At 69.8% G+C, this 22,035-nt stretch carries 21 protein-coding genes; 13 read left to right on the forward strand and 8 right to left on the reverse strand.

Going from position 1 to position 22,035, the window contains the following annotated elements; all coding sequences use genetic code 11:
* The first annotated feature begins 78 nt into the window (after positions 1-78).
* Genes ASG63_RS00230 through ASG63_RS00250 form a run of 5 tightly spaced genes read left to right on the forward strand, consistent with a single transcriptional unit; the run spans position 79 to position 5,750 of the window.
* Complete coding sequence (locus tag ASG63_RS00230) at positions 79-1,203, forward strand: PhoH family protein (protein WP_056210906.1); 1,125 nt, start codon at positions 79-81, stop codon at positions 1,201-1,203.
* On the forward strand, positions 1,200-1,742 hold the full coding sequence (gene ybeY, locus ASG63_RS00235) for an rRNA maturation RNase YbeY (protein WP_056210908.1): 543 nt from the start codon (positions 1,200-1,202) through the stop codon (positions 1,740-1,742). Before ASG63_RS00230 ends, ybeY begins: the two co-directional genes overlap by 4 nt.
* Positions 1,743-1,778: 36 nt before the next feature.
* Positions 1,779-2,891: a hemolysin family protein gene (locus ASG63_RS00240; protein WP_056210910.1), complete on the forward strand. Its 1,113-nt coding sequence runs from the start codon at positions 1,779-1,781 to the stop codon at positions 2,889-2,891.
* A gap of 10 nt (positions 2,892-2,901) precedes the next feature.
* Complete coding sequence (gene lnt, locus ASG63_RS00245; protein WP_056210912.1) at positions 2,902-4,578, forward strand: apolipoprotein N-acyltransferase; 1,677 nt, start codon at positions 2,902-2,904, stop codon at positions 4,576-4,578.
* Positions 4,575-5,750 carry an MFS transporter gene (locus ASG63_RS00250; protein WP_244479774.1) on the forward strand — a complete coding sequence of 392 codons (1,176 nt, stop codon included), beginning with the start codon at positions 4,575-4,577 and terminating at the stop codon, positions 5,748-5,750. The genes lnt and ASG63_RS00250 overlap by 4 nt, the downstream gene beginning before the upstream one ends.
* Before the next feature lie 121 nt (positions 5,751-5,871).
* Here the strand turns inward: ASG63_RS00250 and ASG63_RS00255 are convergent, their stop codons facing one another.
* Positions 5,872-7,938 carry a protein meaA gene (locus ASG63_RS00255; RefSeq protein ID WP_056210914.1) on the reverse strand — a complete coding sequence of 689 codons (2,067 nt, stop codon included), beginning with the start codon at positions 7,936-7,938 and terminating at the stop codon, positions 5,872-5,874.
* 596 nt (positions 7,939-8,534) lie between these two features.
* Here ASG63_RS00255 and ccrA point away from each other — a divergent pair.
* A complete protein-coding gene (gene ccrA / locus ASG63_RS00260) occupies positions 8,535-9,812 on the forward strand; it encodes a crotonyl-CoA carboxylase/reductase (protein WP_056210916.1) in 1,278 nt (425 codons plus the stop codon).
* A gap of 54 nt (positions 9,813-9,866) precedes the next feature.
* Here ccrA and ASG63_RS25870 read toward each other — a convergent pair whose 3' ends face one another.
* Positions 9,867-10,034, reverse strand: coding sequence for a hypothetical protein (locus tag ASG63_RS25870; RefSeq protein WP_200917632.1), 168 nt, complete (start codon positions 10,032-10,034; stop codon positions 9,867-9,869).
* 177 nt (positions 10,035-10,211) lie between these two features.
* Here ASG63_RS25870 and leuD point away from each other — a divergent pair, with 177 nt between their 5' ends.
* The 4 genes from leuD to ASG63_RS00280 all read left to right on the forward strand — a co-directional run bounded on the left by leuD (position 10,212) and on the right by ASG63_RS00280 (position 13,512).
* A complete protein-coding gene (gene leuD, locus ASG63_RS00265; RefSeq protein ID WP_056210918.1) occupies positions 10,212-10,814 on the forward strand; it encodes a 3-isopropylmalate dehydratase small subunit in 603 nt (200 codons plus the stop codon).
* A 171-nt stretch (positions 10,815-10,985) separates the two neighbouring features.
* Positions 10,986-12,191, forward strand: coding sequence for a lytic murein transglycosylase (locus tag ASG63_RS00270; RefSeq protein WP_082487790.1), 1,206 nt, complete (start codon positions 10,986-10,988; stop codon positions 12,189-12,191).
* Complete coding sequence (locus tag ASG63_RS00275; RefSeq protein ID WP_056210920.1) at positions 12,188-12,574, forward strand: RidA family protein; 387 nt, start codon at positions 12,188-12,190, stop codon at positions 12,572-12,574. Before ASG63_RS00270 ends, ASG63_RS00275 begins: the two co-directional genes overlap by 4 nt.
* A gap of 14 nt (positions 12,575-12,588) precedes the next feature.
* Positions 12,589-13,512: an NAD-dependent epimerase/dehydratase family protein gene (locus tag ASG63_RS00280; protein ID WP_056210922.1), complete on the forward strand. Its 924-nt coding sequence runs from the start codon at positions 12,589-12,591 to the stop codon at positions 13,510-13,512.
* Positions 13,513-13,573: 61 nt separating this feature from the next.
* Here the strand turns inward: ASG63_RS00280 and ASG63_RS00285 are convergent, their stop codons facing one another.
* The 4 genes from ASG63_RS00285 to ASG63_RS00300 form a co-directional block, all read right to left on the reverse strand.
* The gene (locus ASG63_RS00285; RefSeq protein WP_056210924.1) at positions 13,574-13,909 is read right to left on the reverse strand and encodes a hypothetical protein; all 336 of its coding nucleotides are present in this window, start codon (positions 13,907-13,909) and stop codon (positions 13,574-13,576) included.
* A gap of 110 nt (positions 13,910-14,019) precedes the next feature.
* Complete coding sequence (locus ASG63_RS00290; RefSeq protein WP_056210927.1) at positions 14,020-14,862, reverse strand: DUF1206 domain-containing protein; 843 nt, start codon at positions 14,860-14,862, stop codon at positions 14,020-14,022.
* A 24-nt stretch (positions 14,863-14,886) separates the two neighbouring features.
* Positions 14,887-15,231, reverse strand: coding sequence for a hypothetical protein (locus ASG63_RS00295; protein WP_056210929.1), 345 nt, complete (start codon positions 15,229-15,231; stop codon positions 14,887-14,889).
* A 152-nt stretch (positions 15,232-15,383) separates the two neighbouring features.
* Complete coding sequence (locus ASG63_RS00300) at positions 15,384-16,829, reverse strand: homospermidine synthase (RefSeq protein WP_056210930.1); 1,446 nt, start codon at positions 16,827-16,829, stop codon at positions 15,384-15,386.
* A 321-nt stretch (positions 16,830-17,150) separates the two neighbouring features.
* On the opposite strand from ASG63_RS00300, the gene ASG63_RS25875 reads away from it, so the two are divergent.
* Entirely contained in the window at positions 17,151-17,327 is a 177-nt protein-coding gene (locus tag ASG63_RS25875; protein WP_200917634.1) for a hypothetical protein, read from the forward strand.
* Between the two features lie 24 nt (positions 17,328-17,351).
* Here the strand turns inward: ASG63_RS25875 and ASG63_RS00305 are convergent, their stop codons facing one another.
* Positions 17,352-17,921 carry a GNAT family N-acetyltransferase gene (locus tag ASG63_RS00305; protein WP_056210932.1) on the reverse strand — a complete coding sequence of 190 codons (570 nt, stop codon included), beginning with the start codon at positions 17,919-17,921 and terminating at the stop codon, positions 17,352-17,354.
* Between the two features lie 155 nt (positions 17,922-18,076).
* Positions 18,077-19,243, reverse strand: coding sequence for a type III PLP-dependent enzyme (locus ASG63_RS00310; RefSeq protein ID WP_056210934.1), 1,167 nt, complete (start codon positions 19,241-19,243; stop codon positions 18,077-18,079).
* Positions 19,244-19,918: 675 nt separating this feature from the next.
* Between ASG63_RS00310 and ASG63_RS00315 the strand changes: the two genes are divergently transcribed.
* Positions 19,919-21,493 carry a glucan biosynthesis protein gene (locus tag ASG63_RS00315; RefSeq protein WP_056210937.1) on the forward strand — a complete coding sequence of 525 codons (1,575 nt, stop codon included), beginning with the start codon at positions 19,919-19,921 and terminating at the stop codon, positions 21,491-21,493.
* A complete protein-coding gene (locus ASG63_RS00320) occupies positions 21,490-21,984 on the forward strand; it encodes a GNAT family N-acetyltransferase (RefSeq protein ID WP_056210938.1) in 495 nt (164 codons plus the stop codon). The genes ASG63_RS00315 and ASG63_RS00320 overlap by 4 nt, the downstream gene beginning before the upstream one ends.
* Positions 21,985-22,035: the final 51 nt, after the last annotated feature.

The raw sequence follows: 22,035 nt of genomic DNA on the forward strand, positions 1-22,035 counted from the left end.
CGCGCCCCGGGCGACCATCTCGGAATCGTCTGCGATGCGATGCGGCCTCGGACGGTCGGCGCGGACCTCCTGTAATGAATGAAGGACGACGGCGTGCCGGGATCTGAAGGGTCGAGTGGACGCGGTGGCGCGTTGCGCGGGCGCGGCCCGGCGGCGCGGATCGAGGGCCTGGTCGAGACCGAGGAGGTCTCCCTGACCTTCGACGACAATCGACTCGCGAGCCTGGTCTTCGGCCAGTACGACCAGAATGTCGCGCATATCGAACGGCGCCTGGCCGTGACCGCCACCGCGCTCGGTAACCACCTCGTGGTCAAGGGCGGCGTCGAGGCGGCCGAGAAGGCCCGCAAGGTGTTCGAGCGGCTCTATGCCCGGGTGAAGGCGAGCGGCCTGCCCCTGACTCTCGGCGACGTGGACGGGGCGATCCACGAGACGACGCAGCAGGGCAACCTGTTCCCGGCGGCGGAGGTCAGCGCCGAGCCCGACCGAGCCGTGTTCGACCAGCTCGCCACCCGGAAGCGCGGCGCTGTACGTGCCCGCAACGCAGCGCAGGACGCCTACATCAAGGCCCTGCGCAGCCACGAACTCGTCTTCGCCGAAGGGCCGGCCGGCACCGGCAAGACCTGGCTCGCCGTTGGCTACGCCGTGTCGCTGCTGGAACAGGGGCACGTGGAGCGCCTGATCCTGTCGCGCCCCGCCGTGGAGGCCGGCGAGCGTCTTGGCTTTCTCCCCGGCGACATGCGCGAGAAGGTCGACCCCTACCTGCGGCCGATCTACGACGCCCTCTACGACTTCATGGAGGCCCGCCACGTCGACCGCGGCCTGCAGACCGGCGTCATCGAGATCGCGCCCCTCGCGTTCATGCGCGGCCGCACCCTGACCAACGCCGTGGTGCTCCTCGACGAGGCGCAGAACACCACGTCCATGCAGATGAAGATGTTCCTCACCCGCCTCGGTGAGAATTCCCGCATGATCATCACCGGCGATCCGAGCCAGATCGACCTGCCGCCGGGCCAGAAATCCGGCCTCGTCGAGGCGGTGCGCGTCCTCGACGGCGTCGAGGGCATCGGCCGCATCACCTTCCGGGACGTCGACGTGGTGCGCCACGACCTCGTGCGCCGCATCGTCACCGCCTACGAGGCCGCGGCCCACGGGGAGGGCGACGCCGACCGCCAGACGGTCTCGCGCCGGAGGCCGCTGTCGTGAGCGCCGACCCCGCCGGCGAGGCGGAGATCGACGTCGCGATCGAGGACCCGCGCTGGGAGAGCGTCGTGCCCGACCTCGAAGCCTTCGTGATTCGGGCCGTCGAGGCCGGCCTCGCCGTGGCCCCCGCGCTGCCCGGGGGGCCAGTCGAGATCAGCATCCTGCTGGCCACCGACGCGGTGGTTCAGGACCTGAACCGGACCTGGCGCGGCAAGGACAAGCCCACCAACGTGCTGTCCTTCCCGGCGCCGGCGCAACCCGCCCATGCGGGCATGCCGGTGCCCCTGGGCGACGTGGTTCTTGCGTATGACACGATGCTGCGCGAAAGTGCGGATCAGTCGAAGCCGCTCAGCGATCATCTGGCCCATCTCCTCGTCCATGGCACCCTTCACCTCCTTGGTCAGGACCACGAGACCGGCGAGGCGGATGCCGATGCGATGGAAGCCCTCGAGGTCGCGGCCCTCCGTACCCTCGGCGTGCCCGATCCCTATGCGCCCGACCCCTCTTCGACAGAACCGCCTGCCGAGCGAGCGGCCCCGTGAGCGGCGATCCCGCCTGACACTCCAGATCAGAGAGACATGACAAACGATCGAAGTCGCGGCGCGGCCCAGGCCGCGCCCAGTTCCGGCGACGGTGAGAGCCAGGCCCGCGAGCCCTGGTACGACCGCCTCCTGCACGTCTTCCACCTTCGTCCACGCGATTCGCTGCGCGACGACATCGAGGACGCGCTGGCCGAGCCAGACACCGGCGAGAACGCGTTCTCGCCCCTCGAACGCGCCATGCTCAAGAACGTCCTCGGCCTGCACAAGGTGCGGGTCGACGACGTGATGATCCCCCGGGCCGACATCGTCGCGGTGTCGATGGAGACCAGCCTCGGCGATCTCCTGAAGCTGTTCCGCACGGCCGGGCATTCGCGCCTGCCGGTCTACGGCGAGACCCTCGACGACCCCCGCGGCATGGTCCACATCCGCGACTTCGTCGACCACATCGCGGCCCGGGCCGAGGCCGGCAGCCGTCGCACGCCGCCCGCGGCCCCGGCGACGGAGGGCGATGCCGCCCCCGTGCTGCCGCCCCGGGCGCGACGGGGCGCGCGGGCCCTGCGCACCCTCAACCTCGCCAATGTCGACCTCTCGGCCACCCTGGCCGCCACCCGCATCCAGCGCCCCGTGCTGTTCGTGCCGCCCTCGATGCCGGCCATCGACCTTCTGGTGCGGATGCAGGCGACCCGCACCCACATGGCCCTCGTCATCGACGAGTACGGCGGCACCGACGGCCTGATCTCGATCGAGGATCTGATCGAGGTGGTGGTGGGCGACATCGAGGACGAGCACGACGTTGCCGAGGGACACCTCGTCCAGCGCGTCGACGGGGAGGGCGACGTCTTCGTGGCCGATGCCCGGGCCGGCCTTGCCGAGGTCTCGGCCGCGAGCGGTGTCGACCTCGTAGCGGCCGTCGGGGAGATGGCCGAGGAGATCGACACCATCGGCGGTCTGATCGTGACCCTCGCGGGGCGGGTGCCGTCGCGCGGCGAGCTCATCAGCGGGCCGGGCGATCTCGAATTCGAGGTGCTCGACGCCGATCCGCGCCGGGTGAAGCGCCTGCGCCTGCAGCGCGGCGACGCCCGCATCACCGCGGTGGTGCCCCTGGCGCTGCCCGCCCCGAAGCCCGCGCCCGAATCGCCGGCCGCGTGACGGAGTCGGCATGACCTCGATCCTCGCGGACCGCGCCGGGCGCGGTCCGGCGACGGGACCGCTCGCCGCCCTGGCCCAGTGGGTGATGCTGACCGCCGGCTGGCGCCGCCTCGCCGTCGCGATAGCCTCCGGCGCGCTGGGCGCCCTCGCCATGCCGCCCTTCGGGCTGTTCCCCGCCCTCGTGGTCTCCCTGAGCGTCGCCGTCTGGCTCGTCGACGGAGCTGCCACGGGGCGCCGGGCCACCCGCGGCGCGGTTCTCGCGAGCGCGGTGATCGGCTGGGCCTGGGGCTTCGGCTACCTCACCGCCGGCCTGTGGTGGCTCGGCTCCGCCTTCCTGGTGGAGGCCGAGGAATTCCTCTGGGCCCTGCCCCTCGGCGTCGTCGGCCTGCCGGCGGTGCTCGCCCTGTTCTACGCCTTCGGCTTCGCGCTGGCCCGCCTGCTCTGGTCGCGGGGGGCGCTGCGCCTCGTCAGCCTCGCGCTCGGCCTCTCCGCCTGCGAGTGGCTGCGCGGGCATCTCTTCACCGGCTTCCCCTGGAACACCCTGGGCATGGCGCTCGGCCAGAACCTCTGGCTGATGCAGGGCGCGGCCGTGGTCGGCCTCTACGGCCTGACCGTCCTGGCGATCCTCGTCGCGGCCGCGCCCGCGACCCTGGCGGTCGCCGAGACGTGGCGCGGCCGCTTCGTTCCCCTCGGCCTCGCCGCTCTCGCCCTCGCGGGGCTCGCGGGCTTCGGCGCCCGGCGGGTGCCGGCCGCCGCGGATCCGGTGGTCCAGGGCGTGCGCCTGCGCCTCGTCCAGCCGAACCTGAACCAGGACGCCAAGTTCCGGCCCGAGAACCGCCAGGACATCCTCGACCGCTACCTCGAGCTCAGCGACCGCGCCGCCGCGCCCGACCGCACCGGCATCGCCGACGTCACCCACGTGATCTGGCCGGAATCCGCCTTCCCGTTCCTGATCCAGCGCGACCCCGAGGCCCTGGCCCGGATCGCCGCCGCGTTCCCGCCGGGCAAGCAGCTCATCACCGGCGCGGCCCGGGCCGAGGTGCCGGTGGGCGACGAGCGGCCGCGCTTCTTCAACAGCATCCTGACGCTCTCCGCCGGACCGAAATTCGGCGACATCTACGATAAGGTCCACCTGGTCCCCTTCGGCGAGTACCTGCCGGGCCCCCTCGACGCGACCCTGCGCGCCCTGCACATCCGGCAGTTCGTCTCGATTCCGGGGGGCTTCACGGCGGGCGACCGGGCAACCCAGCGGATCATGACCGTGCCGGGCCTGCCGCCGGTGGCGGCGACGATCTGCTACGAGGCGATCTTTCCGGGGGCGATCGTGCCCGGCGCGACGCCGAACGGTCCGCCGCCGGTGCCGGGGCTGATCCTCAACCTCACCAACGACGCCTGGTTCGGCGACACGCCGGGGCCGCGCCAGCACCTCGCCCAGGCGCGCCTGCGCGCCGTGGAGGAAGGGCTCCCCCTGGTCCGCGACGCCAATACCGGCATCTCGGCCGTGATCGACGCCCATGGCCGGATCACCGCCAGCCTGCCGCTGGGCGTCGAGGGCGTCCTCGACGCCGATCTTCCGGCGCGCCTGCCGGGCCGGACCCTCTATGCCCGCCTCGGCGACCTGCCCTTCGGACTGGTCTGGGTCGGATGCTTCCTGACCCTCCTGGCGGCACGGCGGCGAAGCGCGTGAAGACCACCCTGCGGATCACGGCCCGCCCGATCCTGCTCGGTCTCGGCATCATGCTGGTCGCCTTCAACATGCGTCCGGCCCTGACGACCGTCGGCCCGCTCCTCGAGCGCATCCGGGCCGAAACGGCCCTGAGTGCGGCCGGGGCGGCGCTGCTCACCACGCTCCCGGTGCTCTGCATCGGCCTCGCCTGCACCCTCGGCCCCTGGGTGATGCGGCGCCTCGGCTCCGATCGCGGCGTGCTCCTCGCCGTGGCGGTGGTCGCCCTCGGCTCCGGCCTGCGCGGCCTCGGGGGGCTGGGACCGCTCTTTGTCGGCGCCTGCCTCGCCGCCCTTGGGATCGGTCTCTCGGGCGTGCTGCTGCCGGGCCTGGTCAAGCGCGACTTCCCGGGCCTGACGGGCGTCGTCACCGGCCTCTACACCATGGTGCTCTGCCTTGGCGCCGCGGCGGGCGCAGGCCTGTCGGTGCCCCTCGCCGACGGGCTCGGCGGCTGGCCCACCGCGCTCGCCCTCTGGGGTGTACCCGCCCTGGCGGCCACCCTCGCCTGGGCCCCCTTCGCCCGGGCACCCGAGACCGCCCCCGGCGCGGCGCCGCGGATCTCCCTATGGCGCGATCGCCTCGCGTGGCAGGTCACCGGCTTCATGGGCCTGCAATCGTCGCTGGCCTACATCATGTTCGGCTGGCTGCCCCTGGTGCTACACGATCGGGGGCTCAGCGCGGTGGAAGCGGGCTTCGTGTCCTCGCTGATGAGCATCGGGCAGGCGCCGGCCGCGCTCCTGGTGCCGTCCTTCGCGGCCCGGGTCCGCGATCAGCGGGGCTTCGCGGCGGGCCTGCTCACCCTCTGCGTGCTGGCCCTCGTCGCCCTGGTCTACGGCCCGCTCGCCTGGGCCCTGCCGATCGGGATGCTGCTCGGAGCCGGCCTCGGCGGCCTGTTCGGCCTCGGCCTCACGATCATCGTCCTGCGCGCCCGCGATCCGGCCACGGCCGGCAGCCTCGCGGCGATGTCCCAGAGCGTCGGCTATACGGTGGCGTCCCTCGGGCCCTTGAGCTTCGGGCTGGCGCACGATCTGACGGGCACCTGGGCCGCCTCGACGGCCCTGTTCTGCACCATCGCGGCCGGCGCCTTCCTGTGCAGCCTGGGCGCGGGGCGCGACCGCTACGTGGGCAAGGCCTGACGGGCGGAGGGCCGACCGCCGTCGCCCCGCGACGCCGGGAGCGATCACGCTCCCGTCCGGGCGCGCCCGGAGCGCGGCGCCCTCTGCGTCATGCAGGAGGGCGACGCGTGAGCGTGGTTCGTCAGAACACCTTCTCAGACGTGTCGCCGCGCGGGGTCGCGCCCGCGATGCCGGCCTTTGCGTCGGCCTGCTCGGCGGCGCGCTTGTCGAGGGCGCGCTCCACCACCTTGGCGATGCCCACCATGATGGTGTCGAGGACGTAGTCCTTCGGGGTGTAGACCGCCGTGACGCCCATGTTCTTGAGCACCAGTTCGTCGTCGGGCGAGATGATGCCGCCGACCACGAGCGGGATGTGGTCGAGGCCGGCCTCGCGCATCTTGGCCCGGACGTCCCGCACCAGCGGCACGTGGCTGCCCGAGAGGATGGACAGGCCGACCACGTGGGCGCCGGTCGACTTGGCCTTGGCGACGATCTCGGCCGGGGTCTGGCGGATGCCGTCGTAGGTCACGTCGAAGCCGACGTCGCGGGCGCGCAGCGCGATCTGCTCGGCGCCGTTGGAATGGCCGTCGAGGCCGGGCTTGCCGACCACCAGCTTCGGGGTCTCGCCGAGACGCTCGCCGAGATCGGCGATCAGGAGCTTGGCGTCCTGGGCCGCCCCCGAGGAGATGGTCTCCAGGGTGACGCCGGTGGGGGCGCGGTACTCGCCGAAGACCTGGCGCAGGCGCCCGCCCCACTCGCCGGTGGTGACGCCGGCCTTCGCCGCCGCGATCGAGACCGGCATGATGTTGGCGCCCGAGCGCGCCGCAGCCTCGAGCGCGTCGAGGGCGGTCTCCACCGCCTTGCCGTCGCGCTTGGACCGCCACTCGCGGATGCGCTGCTCGGCCTCCATCTCCACCGTCTCGGAGACGGTGAAGATGGCGCCCTCGCCGGCGGTGAGGGGCGAGGGTTCGCCGGCCTGGAACTTGTTCACGCCGACCACGACCTGATCGCCGGCCTCGATGGCCGAGATGCGCCGGGCGTTGGATTCCACCAGGGCGCGCTTGAGGGCGCCGGTCTCAACCGCCGCCACGGCGCCACCGATGCCGCCGATCTCTTCGAGAGCCTGACGGGTCTCGGCCTTCAGGGCCTCGACCTTGGCGTCGATGACCTTCGAGCCGTCGAAGATGTCGTCGTATTCCAGGAGGTCGGTCTCGAAGGCGAGGATCTGCTGCATGCGCATCGACCATTGCTGGTCCCAGGGGCGCGGCAGGCCGAGGGCCTCGTTCCAGGCCGGCAGCTGCACGGCGCGGGCGCGCGCCCGCTTCGACAGGGTCACGGCCAGCATCTCGATGAGGATGCGGTGGACGTTGTTCTCGGGCTGCTGCTCGGTCAGTCCGAGCGAGTTCACCTGAACGCCGTAGCGGAAGATCCGCTTCTTCGGATCGGTGATGCCGTAGCGCTCCTGGGCGATCTCATCCCAAAGCTCGGAGAACGCCCGCATCTTGCAGATCTCGGTGACGAACCGCATGCCCGCGTTCACGAAGAACGAGATCCGGCTGAACACGTCGGCGAAGCTGGCCTCGTCGAAATCGGGGTCGTCGCGCACGGTGTCGAGCACCGCGATGGCGATGGCGAGCGCGTAGGACAGCTCCTGCACCGGCGTCGCCCCGGCCTCCTGCAGGTGGTAGGAGCAGACGTTCATCGGGTTCCACTTCGGCACTTCCTTGGTCGTGAACAGGATCACGTCCTTGGTCAGCCGGAGGGACGGCGCGGGCGGGAACACGTAGGTGCCCCGCGAGAGGTATTCCTTGATGATGTCGTTCTGGGTGGTGCCCTGAAGCCCTGCGAACGGCGCGCCCTGCTCCTCGGCCACCGCGAGATAGAGCGACAGCAGCCACGGCGCCGTGGCGTTGATCGTCATCGAGGTGTTCATCTGCTGCAGCGGAATCTGGTCGAACAGGGTCCGCATGTCGCCGAGATGCGCGATCGACACGCCGACCTTGCCGACTTCCCCCCGGGCGAGCTCGTGGTCGGGGTCGTAGCCGGTCTGGGTCGGCAGATCGAAGGCCACCGAGAGGCCGGTCTGTCCCTTGGCCAGGTTGCCGCGATAGAGCGTGTTCGACTCCTTGGCATTGGAATGACCCGCATAGGTGCGGATGATCCACGGCTTGTCGCGCTTGGTCTCGGCGACCGCTGCCTGTCCGCTCATCCCGGAACACTCCCTCAAGACTGAATTTGATGTGATCTCAAATTGCATTTGACTGCTGTCGATCACTTGCGGCGCACCCTAGCGAAGCGCGTTCGCCACGTCATCAGCACCAAAGACCATCCGCGGCAGCTCAGGTCTGCGCGGTCTCGTCGACGCCCTCGAACTCACGGAAACGTGCCGCCTATCGGGGGGACCGTGCGGTCCAACCCTGGTGCCGCAGCCCGGCCTTCCGGGGACGGTCCCAGCGACCTGTGGACAACTTCGCAAAGCTGGGTGGGTCGGGTATCCCCGTCGCACATCCGCGAATTGGACATTGGTACAAGCCGGCGTCGGGCCGTATCGCGGCGCTGCCGCGGGCGGCAGATCGTCGGGAGGTGGGCCACGGGCAGATAAGCCTGTGTACGAAGTGCGCTAAAGGCCCGGCGCACCACGAGAATATTGAATACAGGATGCCGTCGGCTCAAGAAGTGGCCTCTTCTTGTGGGCGTGAAGGTTTCTTGGCCTCAGCCGAAAAGATTCTTGGCGGTTCGGGCTCTTGGACGGCTCTCGGTTCGCCGATATAGCGAGCAGCACAAGAAGTGACGGGGAGAGCCAAGATGGCCGCGAGCGCTGCGTCGAGCACGACGGAACTGAAGGACCTGTACGAGATGGGCGAAGTGCCGCCCCTCGGGCACGTGCCGGCGAAGATGTACGCCTGGGCGATCCGGCGCGAGCGGCACGGGCCGCCCGAGCAGTCGCACCAGCTCGAGGTTCTGCCCGTCTGGGAGATCGGCGACGACGAGGTGCTGGTCTACGTCATGGCCGCCGGCGTGAACTACAACGGCGTCTGGGCGGGCCTCGGCGAGCCGATCTCGCCCTTCGACGTGCACAAGGGCGAGTACCACATCGCCGGCTCGGACGCCTCCGGCATCGTCTGGAAGGTCGGCGCCAAGGTGAAGCGCTGGAAGGTCGGCGACGAGGTCATCGTCCACTGCAACCGCGACGACGGCGACGACGAGGAGTGCAACGGCGGCGACCCGATGTTCTCCCCATCCCAGCGCATCTGGGGTTACGAGACCGGCGACGGCTCCTTCGCCCAGTTCTGCCGGGTGCAGTCGCGCCAGCTCATGGTGCGCCCCAAGCACCTGACCTGGGAAGAGGCGGCCTGCTACACGCTGACCCTCGCCACCGCCTACCGGATGCTGTTCGGTCACGCCCCGCACACCGTGCGCCCGGGCCAGAACGTCCTGGTCTGGGGCGCCTCGGGCGGCCTCGGCGTGTTCGCCGTGCAGCTCTGCGCCGCCTCGGGCGCCAACGCCATCGCGGTGATCTCCGACGATTCCAAGCGCGACTACGTCATGAGCCTGGGCGCCAAGGGCGTGATCAACCGCAAGGAATTCGACTGCTGGGGCCAGCTGCCGAAGGTGAACTCGCCTGAGTACAACACCTGGCTCAAGGAAGCCCGCAAGTTCGGCAAGGCGATCTGGGACATCACCGGCAAGGGCAACGACGTCGACATCGTGTTCGAGCATCCGGGCGAGTCGACCTTCCCGGTCTCGACCCTGGTGGCCAAGCGCGGCGGCATGATCGTGTTCTGTGCCGGTACCACGGGCTTCAACATCACCTTCGACGCCCGCTACGTCTGGATGCGCCAGAAGCGCATCCAGGGCTCGCACTTCGCCCACCTGAAGCAGGCCTCGGCCGCCAACCAGTTCGTCCTCGACCAGCGCATCGACCCGTGCATGAGCGAGGTCTTTCCCTGGGAAAAGATCCCCCAGGCCCACACCAAGATGTGGAAGAACCAGCACGCCCCGGGCAACATGGCCTGCCTCGTCAACGCGCCCCGCGCCGGCCTGCGCACGGTCGAGGACGTGATCGAGGCCGGAAAGCGCTAGGCGGCGGAAGCCGTCACGGCCCGCCCGTTTCGGCGGGCGGGTTCGGAGCGACCCTCACCTGCCCTTCTCGGAGGGCAGGTGTTTTGCGTATTCCTCACGCTCTTCCTTCTGCTTGATCAGGTCCGCGTAGGCTTGGCGCATCTCGGGCGACACTGTCACCGAACGCGCTTTCTCCTTCTTGCGCTTGGGCGCTTTCTTGAACTGGTTGGTGGTCTCGGTCATCGCCGCCCCTCGTGTCGTGCCGAACAGGGAGCATAGGCGCGATGCGCGACGATCGCGAGACGCGCGGACCCCGTCTTTCAGGGGCGCCCCCTGGCTGTTAGATATCGCCCAAGCGCGACGCCCCGACCGTTCCTGGGAGAGGCCGCCGCGCATCGCGAGACCACGGCTACCGGCATCATGGAAAAATTCACCACCCTGGAGGGCGTCGCGGCGCCCATGCGGATCATCAACGTCGACACCGACCGGATCATCCCGAAGCAGTATCTCAAGACCATCAAGCGCACCGGCCTCGGCAAGGGCCTGTTCTCGGAAATGCGCTACTACGACGACGGCTCCGAGAACCCGGATTTCGTCCTGAACAAGCCGGCCTACCGCAACGCCAGGATCCTCGTGGTCGGCGACAATTTCGGCTGCGGCTCGTCGCGCGAGCACGCGCCCTGGGCCCTGACCGATTTCGGCATCCGCTGCGTCATCTCCACGAGCTTCGCCGACATCTTCTTCAACAACTGCGCCAAGAACGGCATCCTGGCGATCACGGTCTCGCCGGAAGACCTGGAGAAGCTGTTCGAGGATGCGGAGCGTGGCTCCAACGCGACCCTGTCGGTGGATCTCGAGGCCCAGACCATCAAGGGGCCCGACGGCGGCACCCTGCACTTCGACATCGATCCCGGCCGCAAGGAGAGCCTCCTGAACGGCCTCGACGAGATCGGCCTGACCCTGAAGCGGGCGCCCGCCATCGACGCCTACGAAGAGAAGCTCGCCGCGCGCGGCTTCGCCTGAATTCGGGCGAACCCGGCCCTCCGCTCGATCGCAGCGCGGTTGGGCTCGGGGTGGCCGGGTCCGGAGGGCGACCGCCCCGGAGCATTCCGCTCCGGCCTCAACCGTTCGTTAACCCTGGTATCGCCTGAATCGGCGATCACAGTTTCGACGAACGCATTGGCGGAGAACACGATGGCATTCGGCCGATCGGGTAAGACGGCGACCCTCTCCTGCGGAGCGGCCGCGGCCCTCCTGGCGATCTGCGCCCCGGCCCGGGCCGACTTCCAGGATTGCCTCGGCAGCCTGCAGGCGCAGGCCGCCGCGCAGGGCATCTCGGCCCAGACCTTCCGTGCGGCGACGGCCGGGATCACCTACGACGAGAAGGTGCTGGAACTCTCTCAGGCCCAGCCCGAGTTCAAGACGCCGATCTGGGACTACATGGCCGCCCTCGTGGACGAGGAGCGCGTCGACGACGGCAAGGCCGCCATGCGCCAGCACGCGCAGGCCCTGGCCAATGCGGAGGCTCGCTACGGCGTCGACCGGCACACCATCGCGGCGGTCTGGGGCGTCGAGTCGAACTTCGGGAAGAACCTCGGCAAGATGCCGCTGGTGCAGTCCTTCGCCACCCTGATCTGCGCCAATCATCGCCGGAAGGAGTTCTTCAAGGGCGAGCTGATGGCGACCCTGAAGATCATCGAGCGCGGCGACATCGATCCGTCCCGCCTCAACGGCTCCTGGGCCGGCGCCTTCGGGCAGACCCAGTTCATGCCCACGACCTACCAGCGCCTCGCCGTCGACGGCGACGGGGACGGCCGCCGCGACCTCGTCGATTCGGTGCCCGATGCCGTCGCTTCCACGGCGAACTTCCTGCGCGTGGCCAAGTGGAACAACGGCCAGCCCTGGGGCTACGAAGTGAAGGTGCCGCGCGGCTTCAATGCCGGCGCGGCGGGGCGCAAGAACAAGAAGGCGATCGCCCACTGGGCCTCCCTCGGCGTCACCCGAATCGACGGCCGTCCGCTCTCGGGTGAGGGGCCTGCCGGTATCCTGCTTCCGGCCGGCATCGACGGACCGGCCTTCCTGGTAACGAAGAACTTCGACGCGCTCTATTCCTACAACGCCGCCGAATCCTACGGCCTCGCCATCGCGGTGCTGTCCGACCGCCTCCGCGGTCGCGGCGGCATCCAGGCCGACTGGCCCACCGACGATCCGCCGCTGTCGCGGGCCGAGCGCCGCGACCTGCAGGCCCGCCTGACCAAGCGTGGCTTCGACGTCGGCGAGCCTGACGGTAAGGTCGGATCCAAGACCCGCGACGCCATAAAGGAGGTCGAGCGCAGCCTCGGCATGCCGCCCACCGGCCGGCCCGGGGCCAAGGTCCTGGAGGCGCTGCGACGCGGATGAGCACACGGCGCCTGATCGACTCCGGCTCGCCCTTCGAGTCGGCCTACGGCTATTCCCGCGCCGTGGTGCGGGGCGGCTTCGTCTTCGTGGCCGGCACCACCGGATACGACCATGCCACGATGACGATGCCGGTCTCGGCGGCCGACCAGGCCGAGGCCTGCTGGCGCACCATCGGCGACGTCCTGGGGCATGCCGGGACCGGGCTCGCGGACATCGTGCGGGCAACCTACTACGTGACGGATCGAACGGAGGCCGAGGCGGTACTCGGGGTCTGCGGCCGGATCCTGGCTGAAATCCGGCCCGCCGCCACGATCGTGATCGTCGCCGGCCTGTTGCGTCCCGAGATGAAGGTCGAGATCGAGGTCACGGCGCTGCTGCCGTAGGAGGGGTTCGTCCCATGGGTGGGCCGCTGATCGCACTCACCGGCGCCACGGGCTTCATCGGGCGGCACCTGCTGCGAAGCCTGTCGCAGCGCGGCTTTCGGGTGCGCGTCCTGCTCCGTCGGCCGGTCGAGGTCGCGGAGGGCGCGAGCAGCGCCGTCGTCGGCGAGCTGACCCGGCCGATGAACATGGCCGCGGCCCTCGCAGGGGTCGACGCGGTGGTGCATTCCGCCGGATTGTCGCTGACCATGTCGGGCACGCCCGAGGACGATTTCCGTTCGTCCAATACCGAAGCGACCCTGCGGCTCGCCGAGGCCGCGGTTCGCGCCCGGGTCCAACGCTTCGTCTTCCTGTCCTCGATTCGGGCGCAGACCGGGATCTCGGCGGCCGGGATCGTGACGGAGTCCGATCTCGCCGCCCCGACCGACGCCTACGGGCGCTCGAAGCTCGCGGCCGAGGCGGCGCTGGCCGAGACGGGGCTCGACTGGGTCGCCCTGCGCCCCGTGCTGGTCTATGGCGCCGGCGTGAAGGGCAACGTCGCGACCCTTCTGCAACTGGCGCGCTCCGCCATGCCGCTGCCCCTCGCTAGCCTCAGGGGCCGCCGCTCCCTCGTCTCGGTGGAATCGCTGGCGCAGGCGGTTGCCGTGGCGCTCGAAGCGCCCGGTCCCTTGCGTCGCCCGCTCATCGTGGCCGAGCCCGACCCGCTGACGCCGGGCGAGATGGTCACGGCGTTGCGGGCCGGCTTCGGACGAAGCGCCGGCCTTCTGCCGACGCCGTCCGTATTGCTGGGGCTCGCCTGTCGGATGGCCGGACAGGAGGCGGCCTATGCCCGCCTCTCGACCAGCCTCGTCGCGCGCGCGGATGGATTGGCATCGCTGGGATGGAGGCCGGAGGGTACGGCGCGGGACGGTCTGGAACGCTTCGCCCGCAGCCAGACATGACGAAGGCCCGGCATCGCCTACCGGGCCTCGACCGATGCGAACTTTGTCGCGGTCTGCCGGCTCAGCGGCGGACGTCGAGCACGTCGCCGGACCGGCTGTCGAGAACGACGGAGATGTCGTCGCCCCGGCGGTCCGAACCGCGGACGATCAGGCGCGGGCCGCGGCGGTCGACGCCGTCGACATCCACCAGACCCTCGCGGCGGGCGATGCGGGCAGCCTCACCGCGCGTCAGCTCGCTGCGCGGCGGGCCGCGATCGTCATAGCCGCGACGGTAGCCCGGATCGACTTGGACGCCGCCGGGACCGATGGAGATGCCCTGGGCGAAAGCGGGAGCGGCGGACAGGCCAAGGCCCAGGGCCACGAGGCTGCCAACCAGGCGTGTCGAATGGATTCGCATGATGTCTTCCCCCCTCTGACAGGCGCGCCGCCTCGACCCATCGCCGTCGCTGCGCATCCTTCAGTTTGGGGCCTCAATCGACACAGGTCTGAATTTGTTCCTGAGCAGCGTCAGCGTACCGCGCGAATCGCTGCGGCCACGGCGTCGTCGGTCTGGTCGATGTCCGGCGCGTCGATGTGGCGGAAGCGCGCCTGGATCAGGCCGAAGGCGCCGAAGGCGAAGTGGCCCGCGGCCACGATGGCGAGCAGCACCCAACCATAGGGTTGCGCGCGCAAAGCCGCGAAGGCGCCGGCCAGACCCTTGACCTCCGAAGAAGCCTGATACCAGGCCGCCGCGATGAAGAACCCGCCGATGATCAGGAAGGCGACGCCCCGGGCGGCGTACCCGAACTGGCCCACGGGCTTGGCCCAGCGGCAATGGTCGGCATCGAGCTTCAGGCGATCGGTGACGTCGCCCTTGAACGCCTTGACCAGGAAGGCGACACCGCCCCCCATCACCCCGAGGCCGATCAAGCCCACGAGCCACAGGCCGAAGGGCTTGGCCAGAAGCCAGGCCGTCCAATCCTGGGCGGCGTCGCCGCCCCCGCGCCCGAGGCCGAGGGCGAGGCTCGCGGCGGTGATGGCGAGGCCGGTATAGATCGCGGCGCTCAGGAGATGGGCGAGCCGGACGGTCAGGCCCTTCAGCGAGGTCCCGCGCCGGTCGGCATCGGTGAGGCCCTCGATAAAGCGCCAGACGGCAAATCCCAGCAGCCCGGCCGCGATCAAACCGACAAGCACCACGCCGAACGGTCCGGCGAGGACCCAGCGGAGCGCACTCTCGCTGTCGCCGGCACGGCCGCCCTGGCCGATGGCGGCCAGCACCGCCAGCCCCCCGACGATGCAGTAGACGATGCCGCGGGCGCCGTAGCCGAATCGAGCGACGCGCTCGATGGTGTTGTGTCCGAGGGTGAGCAAGGCGTTTTCCGGGGTCGCGCGACGTTATCCGTCGGAGGAACGCACAGCCTTACCGGATAGTGCCACGTAGAACCCGAGGCCATCGCCGGCCGGGAGGGTCTGCAGGCGATCGACGAGGCCCTTGCGCTTCGCGTCGAGGAGCAGGCGCCCGATCGGCTGGAACAGGGTTTCGCCCCCGCCCTCCGGCGGTGGAGCCAGGCGGATCGCCACCGTCTTGCCCTTCCCGAAGCGACTGCGTTCCAGCATGTCCGCGAGGGAGGCCTCCGCGGTCGGACGATTGGTCTCGCGCAGGTCGAGGACCGATTCCGCATCGGTCACCCCGAGCGAACCGCGCAGCTTGTTGGCGTAGAAATCTTCGAAGTGGGGCACCGGGCGGCTCAGTCCTGGCTGGAGACGAAGATGGCGCGCATCGCAGCGCAACGCCATCGTAGCCGTCCGTCAGTCCCGGGCACAACGGGCTTCGATGCATCGCTCTCGTCCCCGGCGCGGAAGCCGTGCCGGGGACGCGACGACGGGGCGGCTCAGCCGTGCACGAGCACGTTGCGGAACTGCCAGGGATCGCTGGTGTCGATGTCCTCGGGGAACAGGCCCGGGCGACCGGTCAGCGGGGTCCAGTCGGTGTAGACCCCGACGACGGGGCCGAGATACGGCGTCTGCACCTCGAGGCAGCGCCGGAAGTCCATCTCGTCGGCCTCGACGATGCCGGCCTCCGGGTTCTCCAGGGCCCAGACCATGCCGGCGAGCACCGCCGAGGTGACCTGCAGGCCCGTGGCGTTCTGGTAGGGGGCGATGCGCCGGGTCTCCTCGATGGAGAGCTGCGAGCCGTACCAGTAGGCGTTCTTGGCGTGGCCGTAGAGGAGGACGCCGAGCTCGTCGATGCCGTCCACGATCTCGGTCTCGTCGAGGATGTGGTGCTGCTTCTGCACCTTGCCGCCGTTCCCGAACATCTCGTGAAGCGACAGGACCGCGTCGTTGGCCGGGTGATAGGCGTAGTGGCAGGTCGGGCGGTAGGCGGCGCGCTCACCCTCCAGCACCGTGTAGTAGTCGGAGATCGAGACGGCCTCGTTGTGGGTCACGAGGAAGCCGAACTGCGACTGAGCTGTCGGCGTCCAGGAGCGCACGCGGGTGTCGGCGCCGGGCTGGAGCAGGTAGATCGCGCAGCGCGACCCCTTCTCCTGCTCACGGGCGTTCTCCGGCTTCCAGGTCTCGTGCGTGCCCCAGCCGAGCTCGGCCGGCTGGTTGCCCTCGGAGACGAAGCCCTCCACCGACCAGGTGTTGACGAAGACGCCCATGGGCTTAGCCGACTTGGCGCGCTGGGTGTCGCGTTCGGCGATGTGGACGCCCTTGACGCCGACCTCGCGCATGAGCGCGGCCCAACCGGCGCGGTCCTTCGGCTCGGAGATCTTCAGCCCGAGATCGCCGGCGACGTTGAGGAGGGCCTGCTTCACGAACCACGACACCATGCCGGGATTGGCGCCGCAGCACGACACGGCGGTGATGCCGCCGGGGCTCGCGGTGCGGGCGTCCAGAATCTCCTGGCGCAGAGCGTAGTTGGTGCGGTCGCCCTGGCTTTTGGTCTTGTCGAAGTAGAAGCCCGGCCAAGGCTCCGCCACGGTGTCGATGTAGAAGGCGCCGAGTTCGCGGCACAGCTCCATGATCGCCCGCGACGAGGTGTCGACCGAGAGGTTCACACAGAAGCCCTGGCCGCCGCCCTCGGTGAGCAGGGGCGTCAGGATTTCGCGGTAGTTCTCCTTGGTCAGCGCGACCTGCTCGAAGCGCAGGCCGTGCTGATCGGCCAGGGCCTTGTGCGCGTCGGACGGCTCGATGACCGTGAAGCGGGCCTTGTCGTAGGCGAAGTGTCGCTCGATCAGCGGGAGCGTGCCGCGTCCGATGGAGCCGAAGCCGATCATCACGATGGGGCCGGTGATGCGGCCGTGGACGGGCCAGGTGGTGGCGGCTTCGGTCATGGGCGTGATGTCCTTCTCAGAGACGTGTCGTTTATCAGTCGTCGCACGGCGACCGCATGCCTTAGGCGGCGCAAATGACGAACAAGCGACGGGCTCAGTGACGTTTGCGGCTCCGGCGGTCAACCGCCAGGACGCGACCGCGTCATGCGCCATGCATCAAGTCTTACGGAAGATTGAAGGGGCGTATGCCCTGCACGCAGGGCGACATCCCATCTCGGCGCATTGCGAGCGCGGTTCCACCAACCGATATTGCACTGCAACAGAACAAGAGCGACCCTAGACGAGGAAGCGTCCGCCCCTTCGACGCCACGGACATCTGCCATGCTCGCACTCATCGCCTCGCGCCTCGCCGCTCCGGTCGACGAGCCCATCGACCGCGATCCCGGCATCATCACGCTCGCCGCCTCGCTGCTTCGCGCGGTGACGCGTCGCCACGAGGCCGCCTTTCAGCGCCGCTGCGACCTCGCTGCCAAGACCGACTATCACACTGCGATCTAACCGGCGGCTGCGCCGGAACGGCCGTCAGGCGACCCGTCGTCGGGACTCCGCGCCGATCTCGGTCACCGCCGGCCCCAGGGGGATGGGCGCCGCCTGATCCCAGGCGCCCGAAGCCCGCAGGATGCCCCGTGCGCCGGCCAGCGCGCCGGGACGCAGTTCCAGGCCGAGGAAGCGCTCGCGCGCGAACGGACCGGGCATGAACAGACCCTCCGCACGCTCCGCCGAGAAGCCGAAGCGCGCATAGTAGGGCGCGTCCCCCATCAGCAGCACCGCGCCGTGCCCGAGATGCTCCGCGCGACGCAGGGCTGCCCGCATAAGGATCGATCCGAGGCCGAGCCCCTGGATCGCCGGGTCGACCGCCAACGGCCCGAGCAGCAGGGCCGGACGCCGGGAACCCGCCTCGACATGCCAGAGACGGCAGGTGCCGACGACGCGACCGTCCTGCTCGGCGGCGAGGGCGAGGCCCTCCGCAGGAAGCCGACCCTCACGCAGGCGCTCGGACGTCTTCAGGCGGCGTGCCTCGCCGAAGCAGGCGTCGAGGAGGTGCTCGCGGGCGACGACGTCGCCTTCCACTTCATCACGGATCTGGACCAAGGCCGCACCCCTCCCGAACGTTGGGCAGGCGACAGGACGAATCCGTTCAGGCTGCGGCCGGGGCCGCCGGCCTGAACGGGACGGGCGTGGAGAGTTTCAACGCCGGGCGTCCCCATGGGGAATGCCCGGCATTCGCGTCATGACCGTGAAGGCGTTTAGATGACGTATTGCTGAAGGGGCGGGAAACCGTTGAAGGCGACCGCCGCGTAGGTCGTGGTGTAGGCGCCGGCCCCCTCGATCAGCACCTTGTCGCCGATGGAGAGCGACACCGGCAGCGGGTAGGGCACCTTCTCGTAGAGCACGTCCGCCGAGTCGCAGGTCGGGCCGGCGAGTACGCAGGGCGCCATGCGGTCCTCGTCATGCTCGGTGCGGATCGCGTAGCGGATCGACTCGTCCATGGTCTCGGCCAGGCCGCCGAACTTGCCGATGTCGAGGTAGACCCAGCGCACCTCGTCCTCGGCGTCGGACTTCTTCGAGACCAACACCACCTCGGCTTCGATCACGCCGGCATTGCCGACCATGCCGCGACCCGGCTCGATGATGGTCTCCGGCATGTGGTTGCCGAAATGCTTGGTCAGGGCGCGGAAGATCGCATCGCCGTACGATTCCACGCCCGGGACCGCCTTGAGGTACTTGGTCGGGAAGCCGCCACCGAGATTGACCATCGACAGGCTGATGCCGCGCAGGGCACACTCCTCGAAGATCGCGGCGGCGGAGGCGAGCGCGCCGTCCCAGGCACCGGTGTTGCCCTGCTGCGAGCCGACGTGAAACGAGACGCCATAGGCCGTGAGACCCTGGCGGTGGGCGTGCTCCAGCACGTCGACGGCCATCTCCGGCACGCAGCCGAATTTGCGCGACAACGGCCATTCGGCCCCGGCCCCGTCGCAGAGGATGCGGCAGAACACCTGCACATCGGCAGCCGCGACGCCCGCGGCCTCGGCGGCCCGGGCGATCTTCTCGACCTCGGCCTGGCAATCGACCGCGAAGAGGCGCACGCCGAGCTTGAGCGCGCGGGTGATGCAGCGCTCCTTCTTGATGGTATTGCCGAAGGAGACGCGGTCGGCGGTGGCGCCGGCGGCGAGCGCCATCTCGACCTCGACCACCGAGGCCGTGTCGAAGCAGGAGCCCATCTCGGCGAGGAGGCGCAGGACCTCGGGGGCCGGGTTCGCCTTCACGGCATAGAATACCCGGGTATCCGGCAGGGCACGGGCGAACGCGGTGTAGTTGTCGCGCACGACCTCGAGGTCGAGCACCATCACCGGGCCCTCGTCCTGGCCCATGTCGCGGCGTGCGCGGAGGAAATCGCGGATACGATCGGTCATGGTCGTTCCAACCCACAGGTTCGCGGCCGCCCTCAAGGGGCGCGCTGTCGAATGTCAGGACGACGTGAGCCGTCCGGCGTCTGGGGGCGCTGCGTCGCGACGCACCGCGTGCTTTGGAGACACGCGAAGCGCAGCGGGCGCGAGAGCACCCGGAAGCTGCCTTGGATTGGAAGGGAGGACCCCCACCGCACGCCGGGCAAAGAGAAACAAGCCTCTTCGGTGCCGGCCTTTGGAGGGCCGACGAGACCAAAAAAGCCCGTTCGTCGTTGCTTTAAGCTGCGTCCCCCGTGGAGAGCGGGGTTCGCCGGTTTCGCCTCCGGCTGCCGGTTGTTGTCGGGGTCCGGTGTTGCCACCTGGATGCCGGCCGGAGGGAATCCACCCTGTCGACCATCGATCCTTTAAGACCCCTGGCGGCTGTCCGGCAGTTGGCCGGATGCCCACCAACCGACACGCGGCCACAGGCACGTGCGAAATTGGGCAAGGCGCATATACGGTCAGGGTGTTCTCCCCACAAGGGAAAACCGCGATCTTTCACCCGAAACCGGGTTGTCTTCCTGGGCTGTTGCAGAAACGCCGCGGACACCGCCGCCCGGCCGACGATGGGCCCTTCCCAAGCCCGTGCGGACGGGCCATCAAGCGCACGGTTTTCCCACAGGCGCACCGGATCGCAGGACGATGTCAAAACCCAACCGGCGCAGAATCGTGCAGGGACTCGCGGCCACGACTCTCCTGGCAGCAACCGGGGAGGCGCGGGCCCAACGCCGCGAGGGGCGCCCGGAGACCCCGTTCGGCTTCGCCGACGTGGAGCGCCGGGCGCAGGACCTGGCCAAGGTCGCCCATGATCCGCGCGTCCCGGCCCTGCCGGCACCGATCGCCAAGCTCGACTACGACGCCTGGCGCGACATCCGCTTCAAGCCCGACAAGGCCTTCCTCGTGGAGGGGAGCCCGTTCCGGCTCCAGCTCTTCCATCTCGGCTTCCTCTACACCCGTCCGGTGACGGTGAACCTCGTGCGCGGTGGCGTGGCGACGCCGATCCCCTACCAGTCGAGCCTCTACGACATGGGGCGCACCAAGCTCGACAAGGCGTTGCCGGTTGATCTCGGCTTCGCCGGTCTGCGCATCCATGCACCGCTGAACAAGCCGAACCTGCTCGACGAGCTCGTCGTCTTCCTCGGGGCCAGCTACTATCGCTTCCTCGGACGCGATCAGCTCTACGGGCTTTCGGCCCGGGGACTGGCGGTCAACGTCGAGGGGCAGGGCGGTCCGGAGGAGTTTCCGGTGTTCCGCGAGTTCTGGGTGGGCGCGCCGGAGAAAGCCGACGATGCCCTGACGCTCTACGCGCTCCTCGACAGCCCGTCGCTCACCGGCGCCTACCAGTTCACCGTGACGCCGGGTGACGAGACCAGCGTGGCGGTGCGCGCCACCCTGATCCCGCGGGTTGACCTCGCGACGGTGGGCTTGGCACCGCTCACCTCGATGTTCTTCATCGGCGAGAACGACCGCCGCCACGCCGACGATTACCGGCCGGAACTTCACGACTCCGACGGGCTTCAGATCGCGGCGGGCAGCGGGGAATGGCTGTGGCGCCCGCTGCACAATCCGCGTGACCGGCGCATCTCCAGCTTCATCGACCGCGACCCGAAGGGCTTCGGGCTGATGCAGCGCGATCGGACCTTCGAGACCTACCAGGACCTTGAAGCCTCCTACGACCGCCGGCCCGGCTATTTCGTGGAACCGGACGGCCCCTGGGGGGAGGGCGCGGTGATGTTGATGGAGCTGCCCACCGACACAGAGACCAACGACAACGTCGTCGCGTGCTGGCGGCCGGCGAACCCCTATCCGGCGGGCACGCCGGTCCCACTGTCCTACCGGGTTCGCGCCGTCGGCGGCGCCCCCCTCCATCCGGGGGGGCGCGTGATCAACACCTTCAGCGTCGCCCCGGTGGCCAGCGGCACCGCCAAGGCCGAAGAGGCCAAGGGCGGCCTGACGCGGCGCTTCCTCGTGGATTTCGCCGGCGGCGACCTCGACTACTATCGCGCCGATCCGAGCCGGGTGGAGGTGGTGGCCAGCACCTCCACCGGCCACATCACGCACAGTTCGGTGACGCCGAACCCGCATATCCGCGGCCTGCGGGCCGCTTTCGACGTGACCCTGGAGGCGCCGGGCCAGACGACGGACCTGCGCGTCTTCCTGCGAACCTCCGGCCGTGCCCTGACGGAAACCTGGGTCTATCCCTGGACGGCCCGGTGAGGGCGCCCTCGATCCAGCCCGATCCGGCGCCGGTGGTGGAGATCCGCCCCGCGACCCTGGCCGACCTCGACGCCCTGGTGGCCCTCGAACACGCCGCCTTCGCCAGCGACCGTGCCGAGCGGCGGGCGATCCGCCACGCGATTCGCTCGGCCAGCATGTCGCTTCTCGTCGCGCTCACCCACGACGCGGCGGGGCAGGCGACCCTGGTGGGCTCCGCCACCCTGGAGCGCCGACGCGGCAGCCGCAGCGCTCGCCTCTCTTCCATCGCCGTGTCCCCGGCGCGGGCCGGTCTCGGGCTCGGCAGCCTCGTCCTCGATGCCGCCGAAGCGGATGCGCGTACTCATGGCTGCGCGCGCCTGCGCCTCGAGGTCCGAGCCGACAACGGTGCCGGAATCCGGCTCTACGAACGGCGGGGCTACACGCGCTTCGCCGTCATCCCGGATTACTACGAGGATGGCATGGAAGCCTGGCGCTACGAAAAGACCCTCTGAAACGCGAAAGCCCGCCCCGGTTGGACCGGAGCGGGCGTTGCAGCCATCCGA

Source organism: Methylobacterium sp. Leaf94 (assembly GCF_001426045.1).
Classification (GTDB): domain Bacteria; phylum Pseudomonadota; class Alphaproteobacteria; order Rhizobiales; family Beijerinckiaceae; genus Methylobacterium.